Source organism: Oryzihumus sp. JJN4-3R, from assembly GCF_057747915.1.
This window is the reverse complement of the sequence record NZ_CM173229.1, coordinates 3,192,380-3,217,580: the sequence shown is the minus strand read 5'-3', so window position 1 is coordinate 3,217,580 and position 25,201 is coordinate 3,192,380. Positions and strand designations below refer to the sequence as shown.

General features: G+C 73.3%; 25 protein-coding genes. 9 read left to right on the top strand and 16 right to left on the bottom strand.

Annotated elements, in window-relative coordinates; all coding sequences use genetic code 11:
* From AC3ANM_RS15415 to AC3ANM_RS15395, 5 genes are all read right to left on the bottom strand, one after another.
* Nucleotides 1–390, bottom strand: coding sequence for a DUF779 domain-containing protein (locus AC3ANM_RS15415; protein WP_488285295.1), 390 nt, complete (start codon nucleotides 388–390; stop codon nucleotides 1–3).
* A gap of 4 nt (nucleotides 391–394) precedes the next feature.
* Nucleotides 395–1,918: an acetaldehyde dehydrogenase ExaC gene (gene exaC / locus AC3ANM_RS15410; RefSeq protein ID WP_488285294.1), complete on the bottom strand. Its 1,524-nt coding sequence runs from the start codon at nucleotides 1,916–1,918 to the stop codon at nucleotides 395–397.
* A gap of 207 nt (nucleotides 1,919–2,125) precedes the next feature.
* Nucleotides 2,126–3,334: a GAF domain-containing protein gene (locus tag AC3ANM_RS15405; protein ID WP_488285293.1), complete on the bottom strand. Its 1,209-nt coding sequence runs from the start codon at nucleotides 3,332–3,334 to the stop codon at nucleotides 2,126–2,128.
* A 34-nt stretch (nucleotides 3,335–3,368) separates the two neighbouring features.
* Entirely contained in the window at nucleotides 3,369–4,037 is a 669-nt protein-coding gene (locus AC3ANM_RS15400) for a LuxR C-terminal-related transcriptional regulator (RefSeq protein ID WP_488285292.1), read from the bottom strand.
* A complete protein-coding gene (locus tag AC3ANM_RS15395) occupies nucleotides 4,034–5,449 on the bottom strand; it encodes an ATP-binding protein (protein WP_488285291.1) in 1,416 nt (471 codons plus the stop codon). Before AC3ANM_RS15395 ends, AC3ANM_RS15400 begins: the two co-directional genes overlap by 4 nt.
* 126 nt (nucleotides 5,450–5,575) lie before the next feature.
* On the opposite strand from AC3ANM_RS15395, the gene AC3ANM_RS15390 reads away from it, so the two are divergent.
* Together AC3ANM_RS15390 and AC3ANM_RS15385 are read left to right on the top strand one after the other, a co-directional pair.
* A complete protein-coding gene (locus AC3ANM_RS15390) occupies nucleotides 5,576–6,889 on the top strand; it encodes a PspC domain-containing protein (protein ID WP_488285290.1) in 1,314 nt (437 codons plus the stop codon).
* Complete coding sequence (locus tag AC3ANM_RS15385; RefSeq protein ID WP_488285289.1) at nucleotides 6,886–7,341, top strand: hypothetical protein; 456 nt, start codon at nucleotides 6,886–6,888, stop codon at nucleotides 7,339–7,341. Before AC3ANM_RS15390 ends, AC3ANM_RS15385 begins: the two co-directional genes overlap by 4 nt.
* A 109-nt stretch (nucleotides 7,342–7,450) precedes the next feature.
* Here AC3ANM_RS15385 and AC3ANM_RS15380 read toward each other — a convergent pair whose 3' ends face one another.
* From AC3ANM_RS15380 to AC3ANM_RS15370, 3 genes are all read right to left on the bottom strand, one after another.
* Nucleotides 7,451–8,323: a hypothetical protein gene (locus AC3ANM_RS15380; protein WP_488285288.1), complete on the bottom strand. Its 873-nt coding sequence runs from the start codon at nucleotides 8,321–8,323 to the stop codon at nucleotides 7,451–7,453.
* A gap of 149 nt (nucleotides 8,324–8,472) precedes the next feature.
* Nucleotides 8,473–9,150, bottom strand: coding sequence for a response regulator (locus AC3ANM_RS15375; protein WP_488285287.1), 678 nt, complete (start codon nucleotides 9,148–9,150; stop codon nucleotides 8,473–8,475).
* Nucleotides 9,147–10,787 carry a sensor histidine kinase gene (locus AC3ANM_RS15370; protein WP_488285286.1) on the bottom strand — a complete coding sequence of 547 codons (1,641 nt, stop codon included), beginning with the start codon at nucleotides 10,785–10,787 and terminating at the stop codon, nucleotides 9,147–9,149. The genes AC3ANM_RS15375 and AC3ANM_RS15370 overlap by 4 nt, the downstream gene beginning before the upstream one ends.
* 133 nt (nucleotides 10,788–10,920) lie before the next feature.
* Here AC3ANM_RS15370 and AC3ANM_RS15365 point away from each other — a divergent pair, with 133 nt between their 5' ends.
* The 3 genes from AC3ANM_RS15365 to AC3ANM_RS15355 all read left to right on the top strand — a co-directional run bounded on the left by AC3ANM_RS15365 (nucleotide 10,921) and on the right by AC3ANM_RS15355 (nucleotide 13,791).
* Nucleotides 10,921–11,736 (top strand): ABC transporter ATP-binding protein, encoded by an 816-nt coding sequence (locus AC3ANM_RS15365; protein ID WP_488285285.1) that lies wholly within the window; start codon nucleotides 10,921–10,923, stop codon nucleotides 11,734–11,736.
* Complete coding sequence (locus tag AC3ANM_RS15360) at nucleotides 11,726–12,634, top strand: ABC transporter permease (RefSeq protein ID WP_488285284.1); 909 nt, start codon at nucleotides 11,726–11,728, stop codon at nucleotides 12,632–12,634. Before AC3ANM_RS15365 ends, AC3ANM_RS15360 begins: the two co-directional genes overlap by 11 nt.
* 107 nt (nucleotides 12,635–12,741) lie before the next feature.
* Nucleotides 12,742–13,791 carry an ABC transporter substrate-binding protein gene (locus AC3ANM_RS15355; protein WP_488285283.1) on the top strand — a complete coding sequence of 350 codons (1,050 nt, stop codon included), beginning with the start codon at nucleotides 12,742–12,744 and terminating at the stop codon, nucleotides 13,789–13,791.
* A gap of 48 nt (nucleotides 13,792–13,839) precedes the next feature.
* Here AC3ANM_RS15355 and AC3ANM_RS15350 read toward each other — a convergent pair whose 3' ends face one another.
* The gene (locus AC3ANM_RS15350; RefSeq protein WP_488285282.1) at nucleotides 13,840–14,583 is read right to left on the bottom strand and encodes an NUDIX hydrolase; all 744 of its coding nucleotides are present in this window, start codon (nucleotides 14,581–14,583) and stop codon (nucleotides 13,840–13,842) included.
* A complete protein-coding gene (locus tag AC3ANM_RS15345) occupies nucleotides 14,580–15,719 on the bottom strand; it encodes a glycosyltransferase (RefSeq protein WP_488285281.1) in 1,140 nt (379 codons plus the stop codon). Before AC3ANM_RS15345 ends, AC3ANM_RS15350 begins: the two co-directional genes overlap by 4 nt.
* A gap of 35 nt (nucleotides 15,720–15,754) precedes the next feature.
* On the opposite strand from AC3ANM_RS15345, the gene AC3ANM_RS15340 reads away from it, so the two are divergent.
* Together AC3ANM_RS15340 and AC3ANM_RS15335 are read left to right on the top strand one after the other, a co-directional pair.
* Nucleotides 15,755–16,579, top strand: a complete 825-nt coding sequence (locus AC3ANM_RS15340; protein ID WP_488285280.1) for a PIG-L deacetylase family protein — start codon at nucleotides 15,755–15,757, stop codon at nucleotides 16,577–16,579.
* Nucleotides 16,576–17,658, top strand: a complete 1,083-nt coding sequence (locus AC3ANM_RS15335) for a lysylphosphatidylglycerol synthase transmembrane domain-containing protein (RefSeq protein ID WP_488285279.1) — start codon at nucleotides 16,576–16,578, stop codon at nucleotides 17,656–17,658. The genes AC3ANM_RS15340 and AC3ANM_RS15335 overlap by 4 nt, the downstream gene beginning before the upstream one ends.
* A gap of 62 nt (nucleotides 17,659–17,720) precedes the next feature.
* Here the strand turns inward: AC3ANM_RS15335 and AC3ANM_RS15330 are convergent, their stop codons facing one another.
* Both AC3ANM_RS15330 and AC3ANM_RS15325 read right to left on the bottom strand, forming a co-directional pair.
* Nucleotides 17,721–18,449: a type 1 glutamine amidotransferase gene (locus AC3ANM_RS15330; protein ID WP_488285278.1), complete on the bottom strand. Its 729-nt coding sequence runs from the start codon at nucleotides 18,447–18,449 to the stop codon at nucleotides 17,721–17,723.
* Nucleotides 18,446–19,750 carry a DUF1727 domain-containing protein gene (locus AC3ANM_RS15325; RefSeq protein ID WP_488285277.1) on the bottom strand — a complete coding sequence of 435 codons (1,305 nt, stop codon included), beginning with the start codon at nucleotides 19,748–19,750 and terminating at the stop codon, nucleotides 18,446–18,448. The genes AC3ANM_RS15330 and AC3ANM_RS15325 overlap by 4 nt, the downstream gene beginning before the upstream one ends.
* A gap of 99 nt (nucleotides 19,751–19,849) precedes the next feature.
* On the opposite strand from AC3ANM_RS15325, the gene AC3ANM_RS15320 reads away from it, so the two are divergent.
* Together AC3ANM_RS15320 and AC3ANM_RS15315 are read left to right on the top strand one after the other, a co-directional pair.
* On the top strand, nucleotides 19,850–20,260 hold the full coding sequence (locus AC3ANM_RS15320; RefSeq protein ID WP_488285276.1) for a hypothetical protein: 411 nt from the start codon (nucleotides 19,850–19,852) through the stop codon (nucleotides 20,258–20,260).
* Nucleotides 20,261–20,331: 71 nt separating this feature from the next.
* Nucleotides 20,332–21,060 carry a phosphatase PAP2 family protein gene (locus AC3ANM_RS15315; protein WP_488285275.1) on the top strand — a complete coding sequence of 243 codons (729 nt, stop codon included), beginning with the start codon at nucleotides 20,332–20,334 and terminating at the stop codon, nucleotides 21,058–21,060.
* A gap of 66 nt (nucleotides 21,061–21,126) precedes the next feature.
* Here AC3ANM_RS15315 and AC3ANM_RS15310 read toward each other — a convergent pair whose 3' ends face one another.
* The 4 genes from AC3ANM_RS15310 to AC3ANM_RS15295 form a co-directional block, all read right to left on the bottom strand.
* Entirely contained in the window at nucleotides 21,127–22,068 is a 942-nt protein-coding gene (locus tag AC3ANM_RS15310) for a type IV toxin-antitoxin system AbiEi family antitoxin domain-containing protein (protein ID WP_488285274.1), read from the bottom strand.
* A gap of 279 nt (nucleotides 22,069–22,347) precedes the next feature.
* A complete protein-coding gene (gene guaA, locus AC3ANM_RS15305; protein ID WP_488285273.1) occupies nucleotides 22,348–23,925 on the bottom strand; it encodes a glutamine-hydrolyzing GMP synthase in 1,578 nt (525 codons plus the stop codon).
* Nucleotides 23,922–24,278, bottom strand: a complete 357-nt coding sequence (locus AC3ANM_RS15300; RefSeq protein WP_488285272.1) for a DUF3817 domain-containing protein — start codon at nucleotides 24,276–24,278, stop codon at nucleotides 23,922–23,924. Before AC3ANM_RS15300 ends, guaA begins: the two co-directional genes overlap by 4 nt.
* Nucleotides 24,271–25,059: an SURF1 family protein gene (locus AC3ANM_RS15295; RefSeq protein WP_488285271.1), complete on the bottom strand. Its 789-nt coding sequence runs from the start codon at nucleotides 25,057–25,059 to the stop codon at nucleotides 24,271–24,273. The genes AC3ANM_RS15300 and AC3ANM_RS15295 overlap by 8 nt, the downstream gene beginning before the upstream one ends.
* Nucleotides 25,060–25,201: the final 142 nt, after the last annotated feature.

Sequence of the window (25,201 nt, the reverse complement as noted above, 5' to 3'; positions counted from 1 at the left end):
TCACAGCAGCGAGCACACCCGCAGCTCCTCCTCGGTGAGCAGGCGTGAGCGGATGAGGAAGCGCACCCCCTCCGGGGCCTCCAGGGAGAAGCCACTGCCCCGGCCCTGGACCACGTCGATCGTCAGGTGGGTGTGCTTCCAGTACTCGAACTGCGCCCTGGACATCCACACCGGGACCGGCTCGTCGACCCCGGCGACGGCCAGGTCGCCGAGGTGGACGTCGGCGTCCCCGGTCATGAACTCTCCTGCGGGGTAACACATCGGTGAGCTGCCGTCGCAGCAGCCGCCGGACTGGTGGAACATCACCGGGCCGTGCGACCCGACGAGGCGGCGGAGCAGCTCCGCCGCCGCGTCGGTGACCGCGACCCGGCTCTGCTGGGTCTGCGCCATCGGCCTAGAAGAAGCCGAGGGCGTCGGGCGAGTAGGACACCAGCAGGTTCTTGGTCTGCTGGTAGTGGTCGAGCATCATCTTGTGGTTCTCGCGGCCGATGCCGGACTGCTTGTAGCCACCGAACGCGGCGTGCGCCGGGTACTGGTGGTAGCAGTTCGTCCACACCCGGCCGGCCTTGATGCCGCGGCCCATCCGGTAGGCCCTGGCCCCGTCACGGCTCCACACACCGGCGCCGAGGCCGTAGAGCGTGTCGTTGGAGATCCGGAGCGCGTCGGCCTCGTCCTCGAAGCTGGTCAGTGACAGCACCGGGCCGAAGATCTCCTCCTGGAAGATCCGCATGGCGTTGTTGCCCTCGAAGATCGTCGGCGTGACGTAGTAGCCCTCGGCGAGGTCACCGTCGAGCACGTTGCGCTCGCCGCCGGTGAGGACCTTGGCGCCCTCCTGCCGGCCGATGTCGAGGTAGGACAGGATCTTCTCCAGCTGGTCGTTGGAGGCCTGCGCACCCATCGTCGTGGCGGTGTCGAGCGGGTTGCCCTGGACGATCTTCTCCACCCGGGCGACCGCGTCGGGGACGAAGTCGCCGTAGATCGAGCGCTGCACCAGCGCCCGGGACGGACAGGTGCAGACCTCGCCCTGGTTGAGCGCGAACATCGTGAAGCCCTCGAGCGCCTTGTCGTAGAAGGCGTCCCGCTCGGCCAGGACGTCCTCGAAGAAGACGTTCGGGCTCTTGCCGCCGAGCTCCAGCGTCACGGGGATGATGTTCTGGCTGGCGTACTGCATGATCAGCCGGCCGGTGGTCGTCTCGCCGGTGAAGGCGATCTTGGCGATCCGCGGGGAGGACGCCAGCGGCTTGCCCGCCTCCACCCCGAACCCGTTGACCACGTTGAGCACGCCCGCCGGCAGCAGGTCGGCGATGAGCTCGATGACCTTCAGGATCGACCACGGCGTCTGCTCGGCCGGCTTGAGCACGACCGCGTTGCCGGCGGCGAGCGCCGGCGCGAGCTTCCACGTGGCCATGAGGATCGGGAAGTTCCACGGGATGATCTGGCCGACGACGCCGAGCGGCTCGTGGAAGTGGTAGGCGACGGTGTTCTCGTCGATCTCGCTGCTGCTGCCCTCCTGGCCCCGCAGCACCCCGGCGAAGTAGCGGAAGTGGTCCACGGCCAGCGGCAGGTCGGCGGCGAGCGTCTCGCGCACGGCCTTGCCGTTCTCCCACGTCTCGGCGACCGCGAGCATCTCGAGGTTCTCCTCGATGCGGTCGGCGATCCGGTTCAGGATGAGCGAGCGCTCCCCCAGCGTGGTGCGGCCCCACGCCGGTGCCGCCGCGTGCGCGGCGTCGAGCGCGGCCTCGATGTCCTCGGCCGTCCCCCGGCCGACCTCGCAGAACGCCTTGCCGTTGACCGGCGAGATGTTCTCGAAGTACTGCCCCTTCTTCGGCTCGACCCAGTTGCCGCCGATGAAGTGGCCGTACCTGCTCTGCACCGAGACCAGCGAGTCGGCGGATCCCGGAGGTGCGTAAACCGTCATGCCTTCACTCCCAACGTCGGTGGTGGGTCCTCGCACCCGGGGGTGGTGACGCCCCGGGTGCGGGGATGTCCCGACGCTAGGAGCGCGAATGTTGCATCCACGTTGCACGGTGCTCACGGCCGCCGGGTGGAGGCGGCCCGAGGGGCGCAGGGATGGCGCCGGCCGCGCATACGGCTCGGGCCCCCGCTCGCGGCCCCGGCCCGCGGCTCAGGAGCCGAGCTCGCGATCCAGCCGCGCGATCTGGCCCAGCACGAGTGGGCGCAGCGGGCTGACGGGCGGCAGGGCCGCGAGCTGGGCGAGCCACATCGCGTAGTTGTCGCTGCCCCACGAGGCCCGGGTCCAGGTGGACATCAGGTCCGGCTCGTGGCTCTGCATCACCGCCCGGCGCAACGCCTCGTGGACGTCCTCGCGCAGCCGGACCACGCCGGGCGCGACCGAGTGCGGCAGCAGCGGCCCGCGGTAGAGCCGCAGCGCCGCGCGCACGTCACCGCCGGCCAGGTGCGCCTCGGTGGCGAGCCAGTCGCCGGCGAGCTCGGCGACGAGCCGGTAGGGCCGCGAGGCCAGCAGCTCCTCCCCGAGCAGGTGCCGCAGCCGGTTCAGCTCGACCCGCAGCGTCGAGGCCGAGACGTCCTCCTCGTAGAGCAGGACGGCGAGCTCGTCGCCGGAGAGACCGCGCGGCGCCGCGGCGAGCAGCAGCAGGATCTCGCTGTGCCGCGGGCTGAGTCGCACCGTGCGCTGGTGGCCGCGGCCGTCGTCGACGCCGAGCAGCGCCTCGGAGCGGCCGAGGGACTCCATCACCACCGACAGGCCCGAGCCGGTATGCCGTGCCTCGCCTCCCCGGCGCGACAGCAGCTCGCGCGCGAGCTCGGCCTCGGCCATGCGCGCCGCGGCGCGCACCATCGCCGTGGTCTGCGGGACGACGATCTGGTCGCCGCCGGTGATGTCGAGGACGCCGAGCAGGGTGTGCGTGGCCGGGTCGTGGATCGGCGTGGCCGCGCAGCTCCAGCGCTGGACCGAACGGCGGAAGTGCTCGGCCCCGATGACGTTCACGCTCTGGTCCAGGCGCAGCGCCATGCCGGGGGCGTTGGTGCCGGCGACCCGCTCGTCCCAGTTGGCCCCCTCGACGAAGCCGATCGCCTCGGCGTGGCGCAGCACCTGCGGGTGCCCGCACACCCAGAGCAGCTGGCCGGAGGCGTCGCTGACGGCCATGATCGCGTCGCAGTCACGCGCGGCCTGGCCGAGGACGTCGTCGAGCAGCGGGAAGACCTGCGCCAGCGGGTGGGCCTCGCGGTGGTCGCGCAGGTCGTCGTCGGGCAGCGTGATCGGGGCGTCGACGAGGTCGGCCTGCACCCCCGCCGCCGCCGAGCGGAGCCAGGAGTCCGCGACCTGGGCCCGGACCCCACGCTGGGACGACACGACGCCCAGTAGAACCCGGCACCCGGCCGTCGCGCTAGAGCAGGCGGCGCCCCATCGCCCAGGCGGTCAGCTCGTGCCGGGAGGACAGCTGCAGCTTGCGCAGCACCGAGGACACATGGGTCTCGACGGTCTTGACCGAGATGAACAGCTCCTTGGCGACCTCCTTGTACTGGTAGCCGCGGGCGATCAGGCGCATCACCTCCCGCTCGCGCGCGCTGAGCCGGTCGAGCTCCTCGTCGACCTCGGCGACCTCGCCCGCGGCCGCGCCGAAGGCGTCGAGGACGAAGCCGGCCAGCCGGGGGCTGAACACGGCGTCGCCGTCGGCGACCCGACGGATGGCCGTGGTCAGGTCGGTGCCGCTGATCGTCTTGGTCACGTAGCCGCGGGCGCCGGCACGGATGACCGCGATGACGTCCTCGGCGGCGTCGGAGACCGACAGCGCGAGAAAGCGCACCGGCGCACCGGCCTCGGTCGTCGCGCCCCGCGACCCGGTGATGACGTCGCTGCCGCCGTTGCCGTTGCCACCGGGCAGGTGGACGTCCAGCAGCACGACGTCGGGGCGCGTGGCCGCGACGACGCGCACCGCCTCGTCGACGTCGGCGGCCTCCCCCACCACCTCCAGCGACGGGTCGAGCTCGGCCTTGACCCCGGAGCGGAACATGCGGTGGTCGTCGACGAGGACGAGCCGGATCGGGTCGGTCATGGACGGGCTCCTCGAGGGTCTGCGGGCGTGGCGGGCGGGGTGGCCGGTGGGACGGCTACGGCCGGCGCAGGGCCGGGCGTCGCAGGGCCGGGCGTCGCAGGGCCGGGCGTCGCGGACTTCGCGCCGGGCGTGGCACCGGGAACGGGCGCGGCCCCGGGGGCTGCCACCGGCAAGGTCAGCGCCACCTCGGTGCCGTCCTCGAGGCGGCGGACGCGGGCCGAGCCGCCGTGGCGGTCCATCCGCCCGAGGATCGACTCGCGCACGCCGAGGCGGTCCTCCGGGACGGCGTCGACCTCGAAGCCGTCGCCGTGGTCGCGGACGAAGGCCTCCACCAGGGTGGGCCCGACCTCGACGTAGGCCGACACGGGCGGGCGGCCGTGCCGCACGGCGTTGAGCAGCGACTCCCGCAGCGCGCGGGCCAGGGCCTGACCTGCCTCGTCATAGGGCCGGTCGCCGGTGACCACCAGCTCGACGGGCACGCCGTGCAGGTCCTCGACCTCGTGCGCGACCTCGGTGACCGCGGTGGCGAGGCTGGCGCTCGAGCCGCGCGGCCCGGCATACAGCCAGCCGCGCAGCTCCCGCTCCTGGGCCCGGGCGAGCCGCGCGACCTCGGCGGGGTCGTCGGCCTTGCGCTGGATCAAGGCCAGGGTCTGCAGCACCGAGTCGTGCAGGTGCGCCGCGATGTCCGCGCGCTCGGTGGCGCGCACGAGGCGAGCCTGCTCCTCGCGCAGGTCGGTCCACAGCCGGACCGCCCACGGCGTCGCGATGAGGGCCACTCCGGCCAGGACGGCGGCGGCGGCGACGGCGACGTTCCACAGGCCGGCGAGGCCGTTGCCCAGCGCCGCCAGCCCGATGATCCCGGCGATGGCCAGCACGATCCCCGAGCCGAGGCGGAGCATGCCCGGTGGCCGGTCGGCGCCGCCGCGGGCCAGCCACCGCTCGCGCTCGTTGTCGTCGAGCTGGGACCACGCCAGGGCCGCGCCGAGGGCGACGACGAGGATCGGGATGACGACGCCGAGTCGCAGGTCGATCCCGTTGTGCTGCAACGCCAGCGCGGCGCCGAGGACGACCAGGCCGGCGCCGAGGAGCAGGTTGCGCAGCGCCTCCGAGTGCTGGGACCGAATGGCCCGCTGGGGCGGGAAGGCTTGTCCCGCAACAGGTCCCGCCGACCCCGCCGGTCCCGCGGCCAGGCGCTCCTGGGGCGTCAGCGCCCACAGGAAGAGGTAGACGCCGATGCCCGCGCCGCCGAGGAAGCTCGCGAGCACGAAGCAGATGCGCACGACCCTGACGTCCAGGCCCAGGTGCCCGGCCAGGCCGGCGCACACCCCGCCGATCCAGCGGCCCTCGACCGGGCGGGTCAGCCGGTGCGGCGACGGCTCGGGGGGCCGGGCAGGCTCGTAGGGCGTGGGCACGTGCTCATCCTGTCCCACGTCGGGGGCGCAGGTCAGGTGCGACGGGCGGATCTCAGGGACGGGTCAGGGTCGGCTCAGGGACGTTCCTCATGGGCCGGGAGTCCTCCCGACGAGCACGATCAAGGCATGACCGAATCGACGGGGAGCGCACCGGTGAACGCGCTCGACAAGTTCTTCGACGGCTTGCGCCGTCTGGGCGTCCGGCGACGCTCCCACGACAAGTGGCTCGGTGGCGTCTGCTCGGGCATCGCCGACCGTCTCGGGGTCGACCCGGTGATCGTGCGCGCCGTGACGGTCCTGCTCGTGCTGCTCGGCGGCGTCGGCGTATCGGCCTACCTCGTGGCCTGGCTGCTGTTGCCGGACGAGGGCGGCAGCATCATGGCCGAGCGGGCCCTGCGCCACGGCGAGGGCGGCGCAGTGGTCCTGCTCGTCGTCACCGGGTTCGCCGTCTTCAGCGGGTTCCCCTGGTGGTTCTCGCACAACGGCGTCTGGAGCTTCCCCTGGGGTCTCCTCCTGCTGGGTGGCCTGATCTGGTGGGTCGTGGCCCGCAGCCGTGAGGGTCAACCCCTGGTGGCACCGCGGCCGCCGGCCCCGCCGACGGCGCCGGGCTCCACCGTCGAGACCGTGGCCGGCCACGACACCGGGACGGCCAGCATGGCCAGCACGGCGGCTCCGGCTCCCGCGGCGCCCCCCATGGGGAGCACGTCCCGGTCCGACCAGGTCGGCCAGGGCGCCGCCGCGTGGGGGCGTCAGGCCGGCCAGGACGCGGCCGCGTGGGGGCAGCAGGTCGGCACGACGTTCGTCCCGCGGCCACGCCGCCGCACCGGTGGGCTGCTCATGAGCCTCATCGGGATCGGGCTGGCGCTGGTGACCTACGGCATCGTGAAGTGGCTCGGCGACGACCTCGGCTGGGCGGGCAACCACACCGTCATCGCCCTCGCGAGCGCCCTGGGGGCCCTCGGCCTCCTGGTGCTCGGCCTGGGCCTGGCGGGCTGGCGGGCCGGGTTCCTCGCGTTCGTCACCGTCTGCCTGGCGATCGTGACCTGGACGTCGTCGCTGCTGCCCAGCGACCTCAACGTCGGCGGCCGGGTCGGCAACCAGACCTGGACCCCCGCGGTGCTGACGTCGACCTCGACCTTCGGCATCGCCGCCGGAGACGCGGTCCTGGACCTGTCCCGGATGCCCGCCGAGGGCACGGCCAACCCCACGGTGCCGGTGTCGGTCGGCGTCGGCAACCTGACGATCATCGTGCCGGCCGACCTCACGGTCGACGTCGACAGCCACGTCGGCGCGGGCAACATCTCCATCACCGACGGCGCTTCGGTGACCCAGACGTCGGGCACCGACGTGAACAAGCGACAGGTGGTCGGCACCGGCCCCACGGAGCTGACCCTCAAGGCCGGCGTCGGCATCGGCGAGATCAAGGTGGTCAAGCAATGAGCATGGACAAGTCCCACGACGGCACGCAGCCGGTCGAGGCGCCGGACGCCACCCAGCAGCTGCCCGCCGCCGAGCCCCAGGACACCCCGCCGGCTCCCGCGACGCAGCCGTCGCTCACGGCCGAGCCGGGCGTCAGCGAGCGGCCGGCACCCGCACCCGAGCCTGCCCTCGCCTCCCCGGAGGAGAACGGGTATGCCGCGCCGGTCCCCGCCACGACACCGGTCACCTCCGTCGCCCCTCCGGTCCCGGAGCGGCCGCGCGGGCCGAGCGCCGGCACGATCGTGCTGGCCGTGATCGCCCTGGCGGTGGCCGTGCTGGCGATCCTGCGGGAGACGACCGACGTGAGCGTCAACTGGTCCGCGATCGGCCCCGGGGTCGTCATCGGCGCGGGCGTGCTGCTGCTGCTGATCGGCGTCGTCGGCCTGGCCCAGCGGGAGCGTCGCACCCGCTGACCCACCCGGGCCACCGCGTCGCACCCCGCCACACCCCGCCGAGAGGGACGTTCCTCCGGGTTTCGCACCCCGCCAAACCCCGAGGAACGTCCCTCTCGGCACGTCCAGGTCAGGCGGTCGCGACCAGGGCGCGCCGGGTGAGGCGCCGGCCGGGGCCGCGTGCGCTCAGCAGCACCTCGGCCACGGTGAGGACCTTCACCGGGCTCATCCAGCCCTGGGACGGCTTGTGCATCGCCCAGCCGTCGCCGAGCGTGACGGCCGCGTGCTGGACCAGCCCGTCCGGCGAGCGCCAGACCAGCACCGTGCCCGGACGGTCGTCCCGCCCACCGGGCCGGGTCCGGGCCGCGAGCCACGCCTCGAAGGGTTCCCGCTGCATCCACCGGGTGGCCACGTCGTCGACGCCCGCCGCAGCCATCACGGTGGCGAAGCAGTTGGGCCCGCTGCTGTCCGGGAACCGCCCGGCCAGCCCGGGGGCTCCCGGCAGGACCCGGGTGGCCTCACGCCAGACGGCCGCGGTGACCTCGACGTGACGGCTGCGCCGCAGCCCCTCCTCCACGAACGGCACGACGACCTCGTCCTCTCGGCCGGCCACCAGGTCCGGCCACCACACGAAGCGGTGACCGTCTGCCTGCTCCCGGATGCCGTGGTCCCGCAGCGCCGGCCAGGTGCGCACGCTCGGCACGAGCCGGCGTCCGGCGGCACGTTGCGTCCGCACCAGTCCGGCGCGCGCGTCCCGGGGCAGAGCCAGGAACTCGGCGGCCGTCAGCCCACGACACGTCATGCCTTCATCCGGTGCGTAGACCTCGAACGTGTCGCGCCACTCCACCGCGGCCGGCCTGGTGTCCATCGGACGCCCCACCTGCGCCAGCCCGCTGCCCTCCGGCACGAGGAACGGCTGGACCTCCGGGGCGACCCAGCCCACCCATCGGGCCATGAGCTCGTCGGTGACCTCGATGCCCAGGACCTCTCGCATGCTCCCCACGGGCGTCATCGTGCCAGCCCGACCCACCACCCGCCGTGCCGGCAACCCCGTCGAGAGGGACGTTCCTCCGGGTTTCACGCCCCACCACACCCCGAGGAACGTCCCTGTCGGCGCGTCATGACCCCAGCGGACGCACCGGGGTCCTCGCGTCAGGGGTGGTCGGTGCCGCCGAGCCACTCGTAGCGGTGCTCGGGGCGCCCGGTGGCGCCGTAGCGCAGCCCCAGCTGGACCCGTCCGGCCCGGGCCAGGTCGGCGAGGTAGCGCTGGGCCGTGGCCCGGGAGACACCGACCTCCTCGGCGATCGCCTGGGCGGTCATCGGCTCCGTCGAGGAGCGCAGCGCGTCGCGGATCGCGTCAGCGGTGACGGCGGAGCGGCCCTTGGGCAGCGCCGAGCCGGTCAGGTCGCCCTCGTGGAGCATGCGCATGGCCCGGTCGACGCCCTGCTGGTCGAGCTGGCGCCGGCCGTCCAGCGCCCGGTGGAAGCGCTCGAAGGCGACCAGCCGCTCCGCGAGAACCGTTGGGGCGAAAGGCTTCAGCAGGTAGTTGACCGCCCCGCGTGCCAGCGCCTGCCGGACGGTGGCCGCGTCGTCGGCGGCGCTGACCACGATGACGCTCGCGGCCAGCTCGCCGATGACCGCCGAGCCGGGACGGTCCGGGAGGTACTCGTCGAGCAGCACGAGGTCCGGGCCCAGCTCGGCCGCGAGCCGGACGGCGTCGGCCGCGGTGTGCGCGGTGCCGACCACCTCGAACCCGGGCACCCGCTCGCAGTAGGACGCGTGGACCCGCGCGACCCGGAAGTCGTCGTCGACGACGAGGACCCGGATCACGGGGCGGTGTCCTCTCCCGCGCCGGCGGTCTCGTCCTCGCGCAGCAGCACGGCGCCCATCCTCGCGCGGAAGACGGCGCCGTGCCCGTCGCCCCCGGCGTCGACGAGCTCCACGTCGCCGCCGTGGCGCCGGGCGGTCTGGCGCGCCAGCGCGAGCCCGATGCCGTGGCGCCCGTGCTCGTCCTCGCGGGTGGTGAACCCGCTGGCGAAGACCCGCCCGGCCTCCTCCCGCGCCACGCCAGCGCCGGAGTCGACCACGTGGACGACCAGGTCCGCGCCGTCGGCCACCAGCGTCACCTCCACCGAGGCCGGGCGACGGGGTCCGTCGGCGGCCGCACGCACCGCGTTGTCGATGAGGTTGGCCACCACCGTCACCGCGTCCAGCGGGTGCCGCAACCGGGCCGGGACCCAGGTCGGCTCGCCCACGGCCAGGAGCACGCCGGACTCCGACGCCGCCGCGGCCTTGGCCGCGAGCAGGCCTGCCAGATAAGGGTCCTCGACGCCGGCGCCGAGCATCGCGCCGTCCTGAAGGTCGTCCAGGTAGCCCTGAGCCTCCTCGACGTGGCCGAGGTGCAGCAGGCCGCTGAGCGCGTGCAGCCGGTTGGTGTACTCGTGCGCCTGCGCCCGCAGCGCGTCGGTCAGCGCGCGGGTCGCCTCGAGCTCGCGGCCGAGCTCGTCGAGGTCGGAGCGGTCGCGCAGGATGAGCACCCGTCCCAGGTCGCGCCCCTCCCGGCGCACCGGCAGCCGGGTGGCCAGCACGACCCGCTCCCCAACCACGCCCAGCTCCCCGGCGGGCGCCGGGTCCACCGCCAGCAGGTCCTGCACCTCCGCCGGCACGCCGGAGTCGGCCAGCGGCGCACCGAGCGCGACGCTGGCGCCGATGAGACGGGTCGCCTCGGCGTTGCACACGCTCACCCGTCCGCGGTCATCGACGGCCAGCACGCCGTCGCGCACCCCGCCGAGCACCGCCTCGTGCTCGCGCAGCAGGTCCGCCATGTCCTCCGGCTCCAGGCCCAGGGTGGTCTGCCGCAGCCGGCGCGCCAGGACCACCGCGCCGACCGCGCCGACGGCGAGCGCCGCGGCGGCCACGAGCGTGAGCAGCAGGGCGAGCTGCCACATCCGCGCGTTGAGGTCGGCGATGTCGATCCCGACGCTGACCTCGCCGACGACGTGCCCGTCTCCCGCCCGCAGCGGCACCTTCCCCCGGGCGGAGTCGCCGAGCGTGCCGCGCTGGATCGCCACGACCTCTCGGCCGGCCAGCGCCTCGGAGGGGTCGGTGCTGACCCGCTTGCCGATGAGCGCCACGGTCGGGTGGCTGAACCGGATGCCCGCGTCGTCGGTGACCACGACGTAGAGCGCGCCGGTCGCGCGCCGCACCCGCTCGGCATACCGCTGGACCGGCCCGTCCGTGGACGGGCGCGTGCCGCTCACCTGCGCGGCCAGCCCCTCCTGCTGCGCCACGGTGCGGGCGACCCCCAGCGCACGCTGCTCGAACTGCTGCTCCAGGTCCCGGCGCAGCACCAGCGTGGAGACGACCGTCGCGAGGACGAGCACCAGCGCGAGGACGGCGACCTGGAACAGGATCGCCTGCGCGCGCAGCGGCAGGCGTCGCCGGCCGCGGGAGGGGCGTGTGAGCACCCCGACACGGTATGGCGGGTGCTCGCCTCCCGGGGCCGTGATCAGAATGCGCAGAACGAAACTTGTGGGAAATGAGGCGGTAACGCACGCAAGGGATGTGCTCTGGGTCACTCCACTCCTACGGTCGCCCGTCATGAGCCAGACCACCGCACCGGCCATCACGCTGCGGGGGGCGACCAAGAGGTTCGCCACCCGTGACGGCTCGGCCTTCACCGCCATCACCGACGTGGACCTCACGGTCGCCGCCGGTGAGTTCGTCACCGTCGTCGGCCCCACGGGCTGCGGCAAGTCGACCACCCTCTCCCTGGTCTCCGGGCTCGAGCCGGCCAGCGCCGGCACGGTCCAGGTGCACGGGCAGCCCGTCACCGGCATCCCCGACGGCGTGGGCTACATGTTCCAGTCCGACGCGGTGCTGCCGTGGAAGAACGTGCTCGACAACGTCGCCCTGGGGCTGCGCTACCGCAAGGTGCCCACCGCCCAGGCCCGCGAGCGCGCCCACGACTGGATCGCCCGGGTGGGCCTGTCCGGGTTCGAGGACCGCTACCCCCACCAGCTCTCCGGCGGCATGCGCAAGCGCGTCGCGATGGCCCAGACGCTCATCACCGAGCCGTCGCTGCTGCTGCTGGACGAGCCGTTCGGCGCCCTGGACGTGCAGACCCGCGAGCTCATGCAGGACGAGCTGCTGCGGCTGTGGTCCGGCACCGGCGCCGCGGTCGTGTTCGTCACGCACGACCTCACCGAGGCGATCAGCCTCGCCGACCGCGTGGTCGTCATGACCGCCGGGCCGGCCACCGTCAAGGACGTCGTCGCCGTCGACCTGCCCCGGCCCCGCCGGGTGGAGGAGATCCGCCTGACGCCCGAGTTCACCGAGCTGTACCGCCGCGTGTGGGACAGCCTGCGCGAGGAAGTGGAGATCACCCGTGCCCGAGGAGCCTCCCGTGTTGCTTGAGCGGACCGACCGGGCGTCGACGACGACCGCCCCCGCGGCCGAGGCCGCCCCCACCGCCCCCACCCCGTCCTCCGGGCCGATCGCGTTCCTGCGCGGGCGATCCGGCCACTCCGCGCTCGTGGTCAACCTGGTGCGGGTCGCCCTCGTCGCCGTGTGGATCGCCTCGTGGGAGCTGGCTGCCCGCACGGTGATCGACCCCTTCTACTACTCGATGCCCAGCCAGATCTGGGCCAGGCTCGTCGACTGGTTCACGGTCGGCACCTCGCAGGGGTCGATCTGGGAGAACATCGCTATCACCCTGCAGGAGGCGGTCTACGGCTTCGCCCTCGGCAGCCTCGCCGGCGTGCTGCTCGGCGTGGCCCTCGGTCGCAGCCCGTTCCTGGCCGACGTCCTCGCCCCGTTCATCAAGGGCGCCAACGCGATCCCGCGCATCGTGCTCGCATCACTGTTCGTCATCTGGTTCGGCCTGGGCATGAGCTCCAAGGTCGCCACCAGCTTCGTCCTCGTCTTCTTCGCGGTCTTCTTCAACGCCTTCCAGGGCGCCCGCGAGGTCGACAAGGTGCTCGTCGACAACGCCCGCATCCTCGGCGCCGGACGCTGGGACATGCTGCGCACGATCATCCTGCCCAGCGCCACGTCGTGGATCCTCGCCAGCCTTCACGTGGCCTTCGGCTTCGCCCTGATCGGCGCGATCGTCGGCGAGTTCACCGGCGCCGACAAGGGCCTGGGCATCCTCATCAACCACGCCCAGGGCAACTTCGACGCCGCCGGCATCTACGCCGGGATGATCGTCACCACCGTCATCGCCCTCGTCGCCGAGTGGCTCATCAGCAAGGTCGAGGTCCGCCTCACCGCATGGCGTCCCACCGTCAAGGGCAACGCCGCCGCCGGCCTGTAGCCGCCGCGGCGACCACCGTCCCCGGTGACGTCGCCACCGACTGTCGCACCCGCGAATACCGCTGTCGTTCCTCGCTTCCCACACCTTCCTCGAAACGGAGCACCACCATGCCCTCGCGCACCCGCACGCTCGCCGCCCTCGCCGTCGTCCCCCTGGCCCTCGTGTCCCTGTCCGCCTGTCGCGACTCCCGCGCCGGGGCAACGGCCACCAACGCGGCCGGCACCCCGCAGGTCAAGATCATGGTCGGCGGCATCGACAAGGTGATCTACCTCCCGGCCAAGCTCACCGAGCAGCTCGGCTACTTCAAGGACGCCGGCGTCGACGTCCAGCTGCTCACCGAGCCCTCGGGCGCCTCGGCCGAGAACGTCCTGCTCGCCGGGCAGGTGCAGGGCGTGGTCGGGTTCTACGACCACACCGTGACCCTCCAGGCCCAGGGCAAGTGCCTGACCAGCGTCGTGCAGCTGGCCAAGACCCCCGGAGAGGCCGAGGTCGTCTCTACCCAGGCGGCGGCCACCCTGGCCGGAGCCAAGGACTTCAAGGGCAAGAAGCTCGGCGTCACCTCCCCGGGGTCCTCGACCGACTACCTGACGCAGTACCTCGCGGCGAAGAGCGGCATCAAGGCCGCGGACTACTCCACGGTCAAGGCCGGGGCGGGCTCGACGTTCATCGCGGCCCTGTCCAACGGCGGGATCGACGCCGGCATGACCACCGACCCGACCATCGCCAACGTCGAGGCCAAGGGCATCGGCAAGGTGCTGGTCGACATGCGCACCGAGGAGGGCACCCGCGCGGCGCTCGGCGGCCTCTACCCGGCGGCCTCGCTCTACATGGGCTGCGACTACGTCAAGGCCAACCCGGCGACGGTGCAGAAGGTCGTCAACGCGTTCGTCAAGACGATGAAGTGGATCGGCAGCCACGACGCCAGTCAGATCGCCGCGAAGATGCCGGCCGACTACGCCGGCGGCAACAGCGCGCTCTACGTCAAGTCGATCAAGGATTCCTCGCCGATGTTCACCGCCGACGGCCGGATGCCCGAGGGCGGCCCGCAGACGGTGCTCGACGTGCTCGGGACGTTCAACGACACGGTGAAGGCGAAGAAGGCCTCGATCAAGCTCGACGAGACCTACACGACGCAGTTCGTCGACAAGGCCAGCTGAGCCGGGGCGACCCGGGGTCAGCTCAGGGCAGTCCCTGATGGCCCCGGGTCAGCCGTGCCCGGCACCATCGTGGCCATGGGGAGGCCACAGCGCGAGCGCCGCCCGCCAGCCGGCGGTCAGTGGCAGGGCGCCCACGTCGCCGACCGGCACCCAGGCCGCGGACTCGGTGGTGCCGCCGACGTCGTGGACCACCGGCTCGGTGGGCTCGTGGCAGGTCGCGCGGTAGACGATGCGCACCGCGTGGAAGTCCTCCAGGTGCCCGTCCGGGGCGCGGCCCACCCAGTGGCTGCTCTGGATGCCGGCCAGGGAGGTCACCTCGACCCGCTGGCCGCTCTCCTCCCAGACCTCGCGCAGCACCGTGTCCACGGGCGCCTCGTGCGGGTCCAGGCCGCCGCCGGGCAGCCCCCATCGGCCGGGCTCGCTGGTCACGCCGGAGAGCTGGGTGAGCAGCAGCCCGCGCTCGCTGGTGACGACGGCGTAGGCGGCTACCCGCTGGAACGGGTCGGCCACCTCCCCCGGTGCGACCACCAGGTCGCGGTCGCGGCGCACGACGGCGGTGCGGGGCACGGGCGGCCGGCCCTGGGCCGGGGCGACGCGGAAGGTCGCGGTCAGCACGTGCCGCTCGGCCGTGGCGCTGGTCACCTCCACGGCGTCGACGAGGCGCCAGCCGTGCGACCACAGCAGCGTCGCCGGGTCCTCGCCGTGCCCGAGCGCCTGGTGGACGACCGGGTCGCCGGAGTGGTCCAGCCCGACCACCTCGATCCGCGGCTGCGGGGTGCGCCGACGGGTCATCGGCGGGCCCCCGCGAGGGCGATGGCGCGGGCGTACTCCGCCTCGGCGCGGTCGACGACGCGCGCCCACGACTGCTCCGGCGGCACTTCGCGGTTGTGCGCCGCCATCCCCTTCCGCAGGGCGTCGTCGACGACGAGCCGCGCCACGCAGCCGGCCAGCGCCTCGTCGTCGCCGGCGAGGAAGCCCTCCACGCCGTCCTCGACGTACTCCGCCAGCCCGCTGCCCCACAGCCCGACGACCGGCAGCCCGGCGGTGCGCGCCTCCAGGGCGGCGATGCCGAAGCTCTCCAGCCGCGCGGGGGCGACGTAGATGTCGGCGTCTGCGTACGTCCGGCGCAGCTCCTCCCGGCTGACCCGGCCCGCCAGCCGCACCCAGCCGGCCATGCCGTGCCGCTCGAGGTGGCGCTCCAGCCGCGGCCGGTCCGGGCCGTCGCCGAGCACCTCCAGCGTGAACGGCACCTCGGCCGGCACCAGCTCGCGCACCCGCTCCATGAGCCGCAGCAGCGCCATGGGGCGCTTGCGCGCCGCCAGGCGCATCGCCGAGACGACCCGTATGCCGTCGCCGGGCTCGCGCGGTCCGGGCTCGGCCGCCCAGGCGGGGACGTCGATGCCGTTGGGCAGCACCTCCACGACACCGGCGTCGCCGATCACCCGCTGCAGCGGCTCGGCCGCCACCGCGGACACGGCACTCATCGCGACCCCCGCCTCGGCCCAGCGCCGGACCGACGGCACGGCCCGCATGACCGGCTCGGCCGCCCCGAGCATGCAGTGCCATGTCATGGTGGTGGGGAGCCGCAGCCCGGTCGTGACCCGCGCGCAGTCAACCGCGAACGGGCTGACGACGCCCATGTGGATGTGCGCCACGTCATACCCTCCGTCGCGCAGGCGACGGCGCAGCTCCGGCGGCGCAAACGGGTTGACCGGCAGCTCGAACGGCAGCCGGATGGCCATCCGGTGGACCGGCACCCCGTCGACGAGGTCGACGAAACCCCCTCGCTCGCCCCGGGCGCCAGGCGTGGCGGTGAACACACTCACCTCGTGGCCACGCTCGATCAACCGTGCGGCGAGGTCGTGGACCTGGACCTCGATGCCGCCCAGACGGGGCAGGTAGCAGTCCGACAACAGGGCGACCTTCACGGATCCCAGCCTTCCATGAGTCAGGATGTACCCCGATGCCGCACACCCTTCTTGCCTTCCACGCCCACCCCGACGACGAGGCGCTGCTGACCTCGGGGACGATGGCGCGTGCCGCAGCGGAGGGACATCGTGTCATCGTCGTGGTGGCGACCGACGGGGACCGGGGGCTGGCCTCGGCGGAGTTCGCCGCGGACGGCAGGCTGGGGCAACGACGACTGGAGGAGCTGCGCCGCAGCGCGCAGGCACTGGGGGTGGCACGCGTGGAGCACCTGGGATACGCCGACAGCGGGCTGGAGGACGGCCCGGAGGGCGCCGGTGCGCCGGGGCTGACGCCGTTCGTCCGGGCCGACACCGAGGAGGCCGCGGGGCGCCTGGCGGCGATCCTGCGGGAGGAGGACGTGGACGTCCTTCTGACGTACGACGCGAACGGCGGCTACGGGCATCGTGACCACGTGAAGGTCCACGAGGTCGGCGCCCGGGCGGCGGAGCTGGCGGGCACCCCGCGGGTGCTCGAGGCCACCGTGCCCCGGGACACGATCTGCCGCGCCATCGCCCTGGCGGGCCGGGTCTACCGGTTCCCCCCGGAGTTCGACCCGACCAGCTTCGAGCGCTCGTTCAGCCCGCGCTCGGCGATCACCCACCGGATCAGCGTGCGCCGGTATGCCGCCGCGAAGCGCGCCTCGATGCGCGCCCACGCCTCGCAGGCCAGCGCCGACGGGGGCGCCGACCGCACCCTGGCGGCGTTCCTGCGCATCCCGCGCCCGCTCTACGACCTCGTCTTCGGCCGGGAGTGGTTCGTCGACCCGCGGCACCCGGCCGGGGCGCCGGTGGCGCATGACGTCTTCGCGGGGCTGGCATGAACGCCCGCGAGGAGACCGTGGCCCGCCCGAGGCCCGGGGGCGAGGACATCCCCCGGTTCACCCGCCCCACCGGACGGCAGCTGCTCCAGGGCCTCGGCGGCCTGGTCATCGCCGCCGCCGTGCTGGGCTGGGGCCTGCCGCACTTCGTCGGCACGAGCTGGCACAAGGTCTTCGAGCTGATCCGCCACGTCGGCGCCTCCACCGCCCTCGGCCTGCTGTTCCTCATGCTGGCCGGGCTCTGGCTCTACACGTTCACCCTGACCGGGTCGCTGCCGGGCCTGTCGCACCTGCGCGCCCTCATCGTCAACGTCTGCGGCTCATCCGTGGGCAACCTGCTTCCCTTCGGCGGTGCCGCCGGGGTGGCGGCGACCTACGCGATGTGCCGCTCGTGGGGCTTCTCCCGGCGCGACATCTCCACCTCGATCGTGGTCAGCGGGGTCTGGAACGTCCTCGCCCGGGTGGTCCTGCCCATCGTGGGCATCGCGGCGCTGCTCTTCGGCGCCGGGGACCTCCCCCGAGCCGTGGCGGGCGGTGCCATCGTCGGCGGCGTGCTCGGCCTGGCGCTGCTCGGGCTGTTCATCGCCTTCCTCGTCTCGGCCCGGGCGGCCACCCTCATCGGCCGGACCCTGGAGAAGGTGCTCAAGCCGCTGTCCCGGCGCACCCAGCGCAGCCACGACATGGCCATCGACGAGCTGGTGCTCGACCTGCGCGGGCGCATCTCCGGGGTGGTGCAGACCGGCTGGCGCAGCATGAGCTTCGGCCTGCTCGGCTTCTTCGGCGTCTACTACGTGCTGTTCTGGTTCTGCCTCAACGCCACCGGCGTGCACGTCTCGTTCGCCCACATGTTCGCCGCCTACGCGCTGGGCCGGCTGCTCACCGCCGTGGGCGTCACGCCCGGCGGGGTCGGCGTGACCGAGACCGGGACCGCGGCGGTGCTGGTCGGTTGGGGCGCCGACCCCGCCGGGGCCACGGCCGGTGTCGTGCTGTTCTCGGTCTACACCCACCTCATGGAGATCCCGCTGGGCGCGCTGGGGTGGCTGGCCTGGGGCCTGACCCGCAAGGAACAGCCCACCGACTGAGCGCTCGCGCACGGGTCGGCCACGCGGCATACCCGCAGGTCCGCGCGGTGCTGCCCGCGCCCTCAGCCGACGAGGCGACGGACCTGGCGCAGGCGGGCCTGGTCGGCGACGGCGTCGTCGAGACGGCCGGGCTCGAACTCCCGGCCGGTGGCCCGCTCCACCGCCCGCGCGATGAGCGCGTCGGCGAAGACCGGGTTGGCCGGCAGGATCGGGCCGTGCAGGTAGGAGCCGAAGACGTTGCCGGTGACGGCGCCCTCGGTCTTGTCCGTGCCGTTGTTGCCCATGCCCGAGCGCACCGTGCCGAACGGCCGCTGGCCCTCGGCGAGCACCGTGGACCCGGAGTGGTTCTCATAGCCCACGACGTCGCCGAACTCGGTCTCGAGCACCACCGGCCCGATCATCCGCTTGGCGTTGCCGCGGGTGGTCACGTCGAGGATGCCCAGGCCGGGCAGGGACTTGCCCTCCACGGTGATGAACGCGTTGCCGAACAGCTGGTACATCCCGCAGATCATCAGCATCGGCGTGCCGTCGGCCGCCAGCGCGCGCAACCGGTCGGCGTTGTGCTCCAGGTCGGCCTCGACGCGGGCCTGGCCGGAGTCCTGGCCGCCGCCACCGACCACCAGGTGGGCGTCCTCGGGGAAGTCGGTGCCGGGGTGGTGCTGGTGGACGACCGGCTCGTAGCCGTGCCAGCGCAGCCGCGAGGCCAGGCAGCGAGTGTTGCCCAGGTCGCCGTAGATGCTCATCTCCCGCGGGTAGATGTGCACGAGGTTGATCCGGCCCTTGGTGCTCACTGGGGGTCCTCCCCGAAGTTGGCCAGCCCGTAGCGCGCGGCGAGGTCGCGACGCAGGGTCATCATGGCGGTGTAGGTGCAGAAGATGCGCTTGGGCTCGTCCGGGTATGCCGTGAGGAAGCGTTCCAGCGCCTTGTCCAGGTCGGGCTCGACCTCCTCGACGGCGACGTCGTCGTACTTCAGCCGCAGCGCCATGTCGTAGGCCCGGACGCCGGAGGTCATTGCCACCCCGCGCTCGCGCAGGCTCTCGAAGCTGACGTCGTAGAGCCAGGACACGTCGCGGCCGTCGGCGTAGTTGTCGTTGATCGCGACCATCGAGGCGACCGGGGTGCTGCCGTAGGTCCCGAGCGCCACGGTGAAGCCGGCAGGGTTCTTCACGAGGACGAGCTCCAGGGGCTGCCCGTCGGCGTCGATGATCTCGCCGCGACCGAACGGCGGCTGCACCTTCTGCAGCGCGCTGACGGCCTGCGCCTCGCGGAAGTCGTTGCCCAGCAACATCTTCGCCGTGGTCGTGGCCGCGGTCGCGTTGATCATCGCGGCGAGCCCGCGCTGGCGCAGCTCGACCGGCCCGACGACGCCCTCGGCGCCGAAGCGCACCTCGAAGGAGCGCTCGTCGGCCGGCTTGAGCAGCCCGTCACCGTCGGTCGGCGTCGGCGCGGCCCAGTCGTCCTCGAACCGGACGTCGGCCTCCATGAGCTCCGGCAGCCGGTCGGCGATCGAGGGGTCGACGCCGAAGTAGCGCACCTCGACCCCGTCGGCGATCCGGTCCCGGATCCGCGCGACGAAGGAGTCGTCGAGGTTGAGCACCACGCCGCCGGTGGTCTGCTCGGCCAGCTGGGCCAGCAGCTGGGCGGTGTGGTCGATCTCGGCGAACCGGTCGAGCTGGTCGCGCGCCACGTTGAGCAGCAGCGAGTGCGTCGGCTTCACGGCGGCGGCGAACTTCAGCGCGTGCGCCTCGTCGAGCTCGAGCACCGCGACGTCGGCGTCGAGCTTCCCGCCGAGGTGGATCTCGGGGATCATCGAGGAGATCACGCCGCGGGTGAAGTTGCTGCCCGTGGGGTTGGTGAAGACCCGCAGCCCGTGCTCGCGCAGGATCGCGCTGAGCATCTTGGTCGTCGTGGTCTTGCCGTTGGTGCCGCTGACCACGACGATCCCGCGTGGCAGGTCGGCCAGGGCGTGGGCCAGGAACGCGGGGTCCACCCGCTCCACCACCAGCCCGGGCAGCGCCGAGCCTCCGCCCCTGAGTCTGGAGGCGGCCCGCGCCGCCTTGCCTGCCGCAACCGCCACCGATGTCCTCAGCACGGGGCAACCCTAGCCACACGGCATACCGGGCCTGTATGCCGTCCGCCCACCGTGCGTGGACCGCACCGGGAAGGCGCGGGCGGCCCTATGGTGTGCGGCATGACCGACATGGGGGTGGCGCAGCCCGGCACCGGCCGGCTGCGCCTCACGTTGCAGAAGAGCCGGCTCACGTGGGGGGCGTTGCTGACGCCGCAGGTGCGCGTCAACGGGCACCCGATCGCGGCGCGCTGGGGCGAGAACGTCTACGACCTGTGGGCGGGCCCGAACGCGCTGGACGTCAGCTGCCAGTACATGTGGACCTACGGGAAGGCGTCCGGGCAGGTGACGCTGGCCGAGGGGCAGGAGGAGCGGCTGTTCTACGCGCCGCCGATGTTCACCTTCATGCGCGGGCGGATCGGACCCGAGCGCCAGCGGATGCCCGGCCTCGTGGCGATGTGGGTGTTCTTCGGCCTCATCGCGGCCTTCGCGCTGAGCATGACGATCCTGGCCGTGACCACCTCCGGAGGCTGACGAGCGCCGTCCCGGCCGGTCCCCGTCAGCGCTCAGGCGGCGTCCAGCCAGGCTGGCTAGCCTCGGGAGCCGTGACCCGGTCCAACCCCGACGTCGACGACGCGCTCGACGGCCCGTCCGCGCCCGGTCCGGTCCCTCACCGCCCGGGCCGCCGCGACGTGCTCGTCCCGCTCGGGCTGCTCGTCGCGCTCGGCCTGCTGACGGCTGCGGTGGCGACGCGCAGCTGGGTCACCACGCTGGACGCGCGGGTCGCCGGCAGCGTGCCGGTGCACGGGCAGTGGCATGCGCTGGACGTGCTGGCCCGGGTGGTCACGACGGTGGCGCAGCCGGCCGGCAACGTGGTCGCCGCGGCCGTCGTCGCCGGGCTGCTGGCATGGCGGGCGCGGTCCTGGTCTCCCCTGCGCGCGGCCCTGCCCGCCCTGGTCCTGCTCACCCTCACGGTGCTGCTCGGCAAGTCCGTCCTCAGCCGGCCCGGGCCGCCCGGCAGCGAGGTGGGCACGACCCTGGGCTACTTCCCCTCCGGCCACACCACGTCGGCCCTGGTGTGCGTGGGCACGGTGGCGCTGCTCCTCGCCGGGCTGCGGCCCCGGTGGCGTGGACGGCTGCTCGCCGTCACCGGCGGCTGGACCCTGCTCGTCGGATGGGGGCTGGTGTGGCGGCACTTCCACTGGACCAGCGACGTCGTCGCCGGACTGCTCCTGGGCACCCTCATCCTGTGGCTCGTCTTCCGCTGGCCCCTCGGCGCCCGTCCCGACTCCACGCGCGGTTTCGTCACAGATGACCGTTCTCGTTCCCGGTGATCTGTGACGAAACCGCGCATCGCCGCGCCGGGGCCTCCGGGCCCACACCGTGAGCTGCTCGGGGCGTCAGCGCGCCGCCGCGCCGGCCTGGCGGGCGAAGGCCGCGCGGACCAGCCGGTTGACCCGTGCGGGCTCGGCGAGATCCGCCCAGGTGAGGCGGACCACGGCATAGCCGAGCGAGCGCAGGCGGTCCTCCCGACGCTTCTCCCTGACGAGCGCGTCCCTGCCGTCGGCGCCGGCGTACTTCAGCGCGCCGTCGAACTCGACGATGGTGCACTGGCCCCGGAAGAGGAAGTCGACCTCGGCGAACACCCACCCGTCCTCGTCGGCGATCGGCACCTGGAGCTCGGGCTCGGGCAGGCCGACTGACCGGAAGACGACCCGTGACCACGACTCGCCGGGCGACTCGCAGCGCGCGTCGGCCATGTCGAGCATGGTGCGGACCTCGCCCACGCCGTGGGTGACCCGGCTCAGCGCAAAGGCCTTGCGGAGCTGTTCGACGGTCACGCGCCCGGTGTGAAGGGCCCGGTCGGCGGCAGCCAGGCCGGTGACCAGGCCGGCCGCGGCGGTGGCCTGCACGACGGCGAGGGCCGGCGGCGCCGACAGGACACCGGACACCTGGCGTGCGGGGAGCACGGTACGGGTCGGGTGGATGACGACGGCGCGGGTGCGCCGGCCCTGGCCCGGCGTGGTCCGGGTGACGTGGACGACCTCGTCGTGCACGTCGACCACGGGGAGGCCGTGCAGCGCCAGGGCGGACACATGACTGGCCGCGTGCCGCCCGGCATACCGCCTCACGACGGCCATCGCCCGCAGGGCGTGCCGTTGCTCGGGACCGGCGGCCCGCATGCGCTCCGACTCGACGAAGCAGCCGGGGTGCACCCGCACCAGCGAGCCCCGGGCCACCATGCGCGCGAGGATCTCGCGCGCGACACCGCACGCCTCGGCCTCGGCGGCCGTGATGACACCGTGCTGCGCCTGCAGCCGGGTCCGGAAGAGGTCGTTCACCCCGGCAGTGTCGCCAGGCGTCGGCGCCCGAGCCATCAGCCCGCCCCGGCCTGTGGACGGTGGGACGACGGGGCCGACCCCTGTGGACAACCCTTTCGGCACCGTCGGTACGCGTTCGTCACAGATCGACGGCAACGTCTCCGCGCAGGTGTGACGAAACCGCGTCCGGGCGGCGCTCCCGACGCCGGCGTCGGGGCGGGCGACGTCAGGCCGGGCGACGTCAGGCCGGGCGACGTCAGGCCGGGCGACGTCGGGCCGGGCGGCGTCAGGGCCGGGAGGTCACTCCCACTCGATGGTGCCCGGCGGCTTGCTCGTCACGTCGAGCACCACGCGGTTGACCTCGCGCACCTCGTTGGTGATCCGGCCGGAGATCCGGGCCAGCACGTCATACGGCAGGCGGGTCCAGTCGGCCGTCATGGCGTCCTCGGACGAGACCGGGCGCAGCACGATCGGGTGGCCGTAGGTGCGGCCGTCGCCCTGGACGCCCACCGAGCGCACGTCGGCGAGCAGCACGACCGGGCACTGCCAGATGTCGCGGTCGAGGCCGGCGGTGGTCAGCTCCTCGCGGGCGATCTGGTCGGCGGCGCGCAGGATCTCCAGGCGCTCGGCGGTCACCTCGCCGACGATGCGGATGCCCAGGCCGGGGCCGGGGAACGGCTGGCGCCACACGATGCCCTCGGGCACGCCGAGCTCGAGGCCGACCTGGCGCACCTCGTCCTTGAACAGCGTGCGCAGCGGCTCGACCAGCTTGAACTGCAGGTCCTCCGGCAGCCCGCCGACGTTGTGGTGGCTCTTGATGTTGGCCGCGCCGGTGCCGCCGCCGCTCTCGACCACGTCGGGGTAGAGCGTGCCCTGCACGAGGAACTCCACCGGGTGGCCCTCGGCGTCGGCCGAGCCGACCACGTCGCGCGCGGCCTGCTCGAAGGTCCGGATGAACTCCCGGCCGATGATCTTGCGCTTCTCCTCGGGGTCGGACACCCCGGCCAGCGCCGACAGGAACTGCTCCTTCGCGTCGACGACGACCAGGTCGACCCCGGTGGCCGCAACGAACTCCTCCTCGACCTGCTCGGCCTCGCCGGAGCGCAGCAGGCCGTGGTCGACGAAGACACAGGTCAGCTGGTCGCCGACGGCCTTCTGCACCAGGGCCGCCGCGACGGAGGAGTCCACGCCGCCGGACAGGGCGCAGAGCACGCGCCCCTCGCCGACCTGCTCGCGGATCGACTCGACGAGGTCCTCGACCACGTTGGACGCGGTCCACGTCGGCTCCAGCCCGGCGCCACGCAGGAGGAAGTTCTCCAGCACCCGCTGGCCGAACGTGGAGTGGATCACCTCGGGGTGCCACTGCACGCCGTAGAGCTTGCGCTCGTCGTCCTCGAACGCCGCCACCGGTGCCGCCGGCGTCGAGGCGGTGACCCGCATGCCGGCCGGCGCCTCGGAGACCGAGTCGCCGTGCGACATCCACACCGACTGCTCCGGGGTCTGCCCGTTGAACAGGGTGGAGGCCGTGTCGGAGACGGTGGCCATCGTGGCGCCGTACTCGCGCAGCCCGGTGTGCGCCACCGTTCCGCCGAGCGCCTGCACCATCGACTGGAAGCCGTAGCAGATGCCGAACACCGGCACCCCGGCCTCGAGCAGCGCGGCGTCGAGCGCGGGGGCACCCTCGTCGTAGACCGAGGACGGCCCACCGGAGAGCACCACGGCGGCCGGGTCCTTGGCGAGCATGTCCGCCACCGGCATGGTGTGCGGGACGACCTCGCTGTAGACGTTGGCCTCCCGCACGCGGCGGGCGATCAGCTGGGCGTACTGCGCCCCGAAGTCGACGACGAGGACGGGTCGGGCCTGGAGCGCTTCAGTCACCCGGCAAGGGTAACGGCGGCCAGCTGGGCCTCGACCTCCCGGGCCACCTTGCGCTCCACGATGAACGGCAGCACGGGGATGAAGCCGGCCAGCATGATCCGGACCATGCGGCCCAGGCTCCACCCGGCCTTGAAGCCGAGGTTGGCGGTGGAGATCACGTAGACGAAGTAGATCAGGCCGTGGATCGGGCTCCAGGTCTCCGACGGCTTGGGGTTGTCGAAGCCGTAGTGGATGACCACCACGACGACGAGGATGAACAGGGCGATACCGGCGACGACCGACATCACCTTGTAGAACCCCAGCGCCTTGCGGACGGACTCCGCCTTCGCGCCGTCGATCGCCTGCTCAGACATCCGATACCTCTCTCTCGGGGGCCGGCGCCGGATGCGCCTGGCCCTCCTTCTGCTCACGCTCGTACTCGTCACGCACCATCCTCCACCACATGTAGAGGGCGAAGAGCGCGAAGATCCACCACTGCACGGCGTATGCCGCGTTGCGCAGTGCCAGCCCCGCGCCCACGGGTGCGGGCGGCGGCACCCGGACGATCCCGGGGCCGGTGGCCGACGTCACGTCGGGCCGCTCGGCCGTGGCGAACACGAAGGCGTTGTAGATGCGCCCGTCCCAGCGGTTGGCCAGGTCAGCCAGGTCGACCGAGCCGAGCTGCCCCTCCGGCAGGGAGGCCGCGGCATCGGCCGGGGCCTCCGCCGGGGCCAGGCTGCCGGTGACGGTCACCGGGCCCGTGGTGGGCCGCGTCGCCCGGGCCGGGTCGGTGACGAAGCCGCGGACGACGGCCAGGCGCGCGCCCGTGCCGTCGACCACGAGGGGCGTGACCACCCAGTAGCCCTTGCTGCCGTGCAGGAGGCGAGGGGTCACGAGGACCTGCTCCGCCGCGTCATACCGGCCGGTGGCGGTCACCCGCCGGCCCGAGCCGTCCGGGGGGAACGAGGCGTTGGGCTGCACCACCGTCGTGAGCGCGGCGACCGGCCGCGAGGGCGCCGCCTTGATGGCCTCGGTGCGCCCCTTGTCGCGGGCGACGTTGAGCTGCCAGAGCCCGAGCAGCGTGAAGGTGACCATGACGACGACGACCAGGGCCAACAGCCCCAGCCAGCGGGGTCGAAGGGCGGTCCGCAGCACGCCCACAGGCTAGGTGACGTGGCTGGGAGGCCCGTCGGCACCTGCCCCGGGTTGACCTCGAGCGGGCTTGATGTCGTCCCCTGGGAGCCGTGCCCGACCACCCCCGGCCCGCCTCGTCGCCCGCCCGAAAACCGGTGTCCCC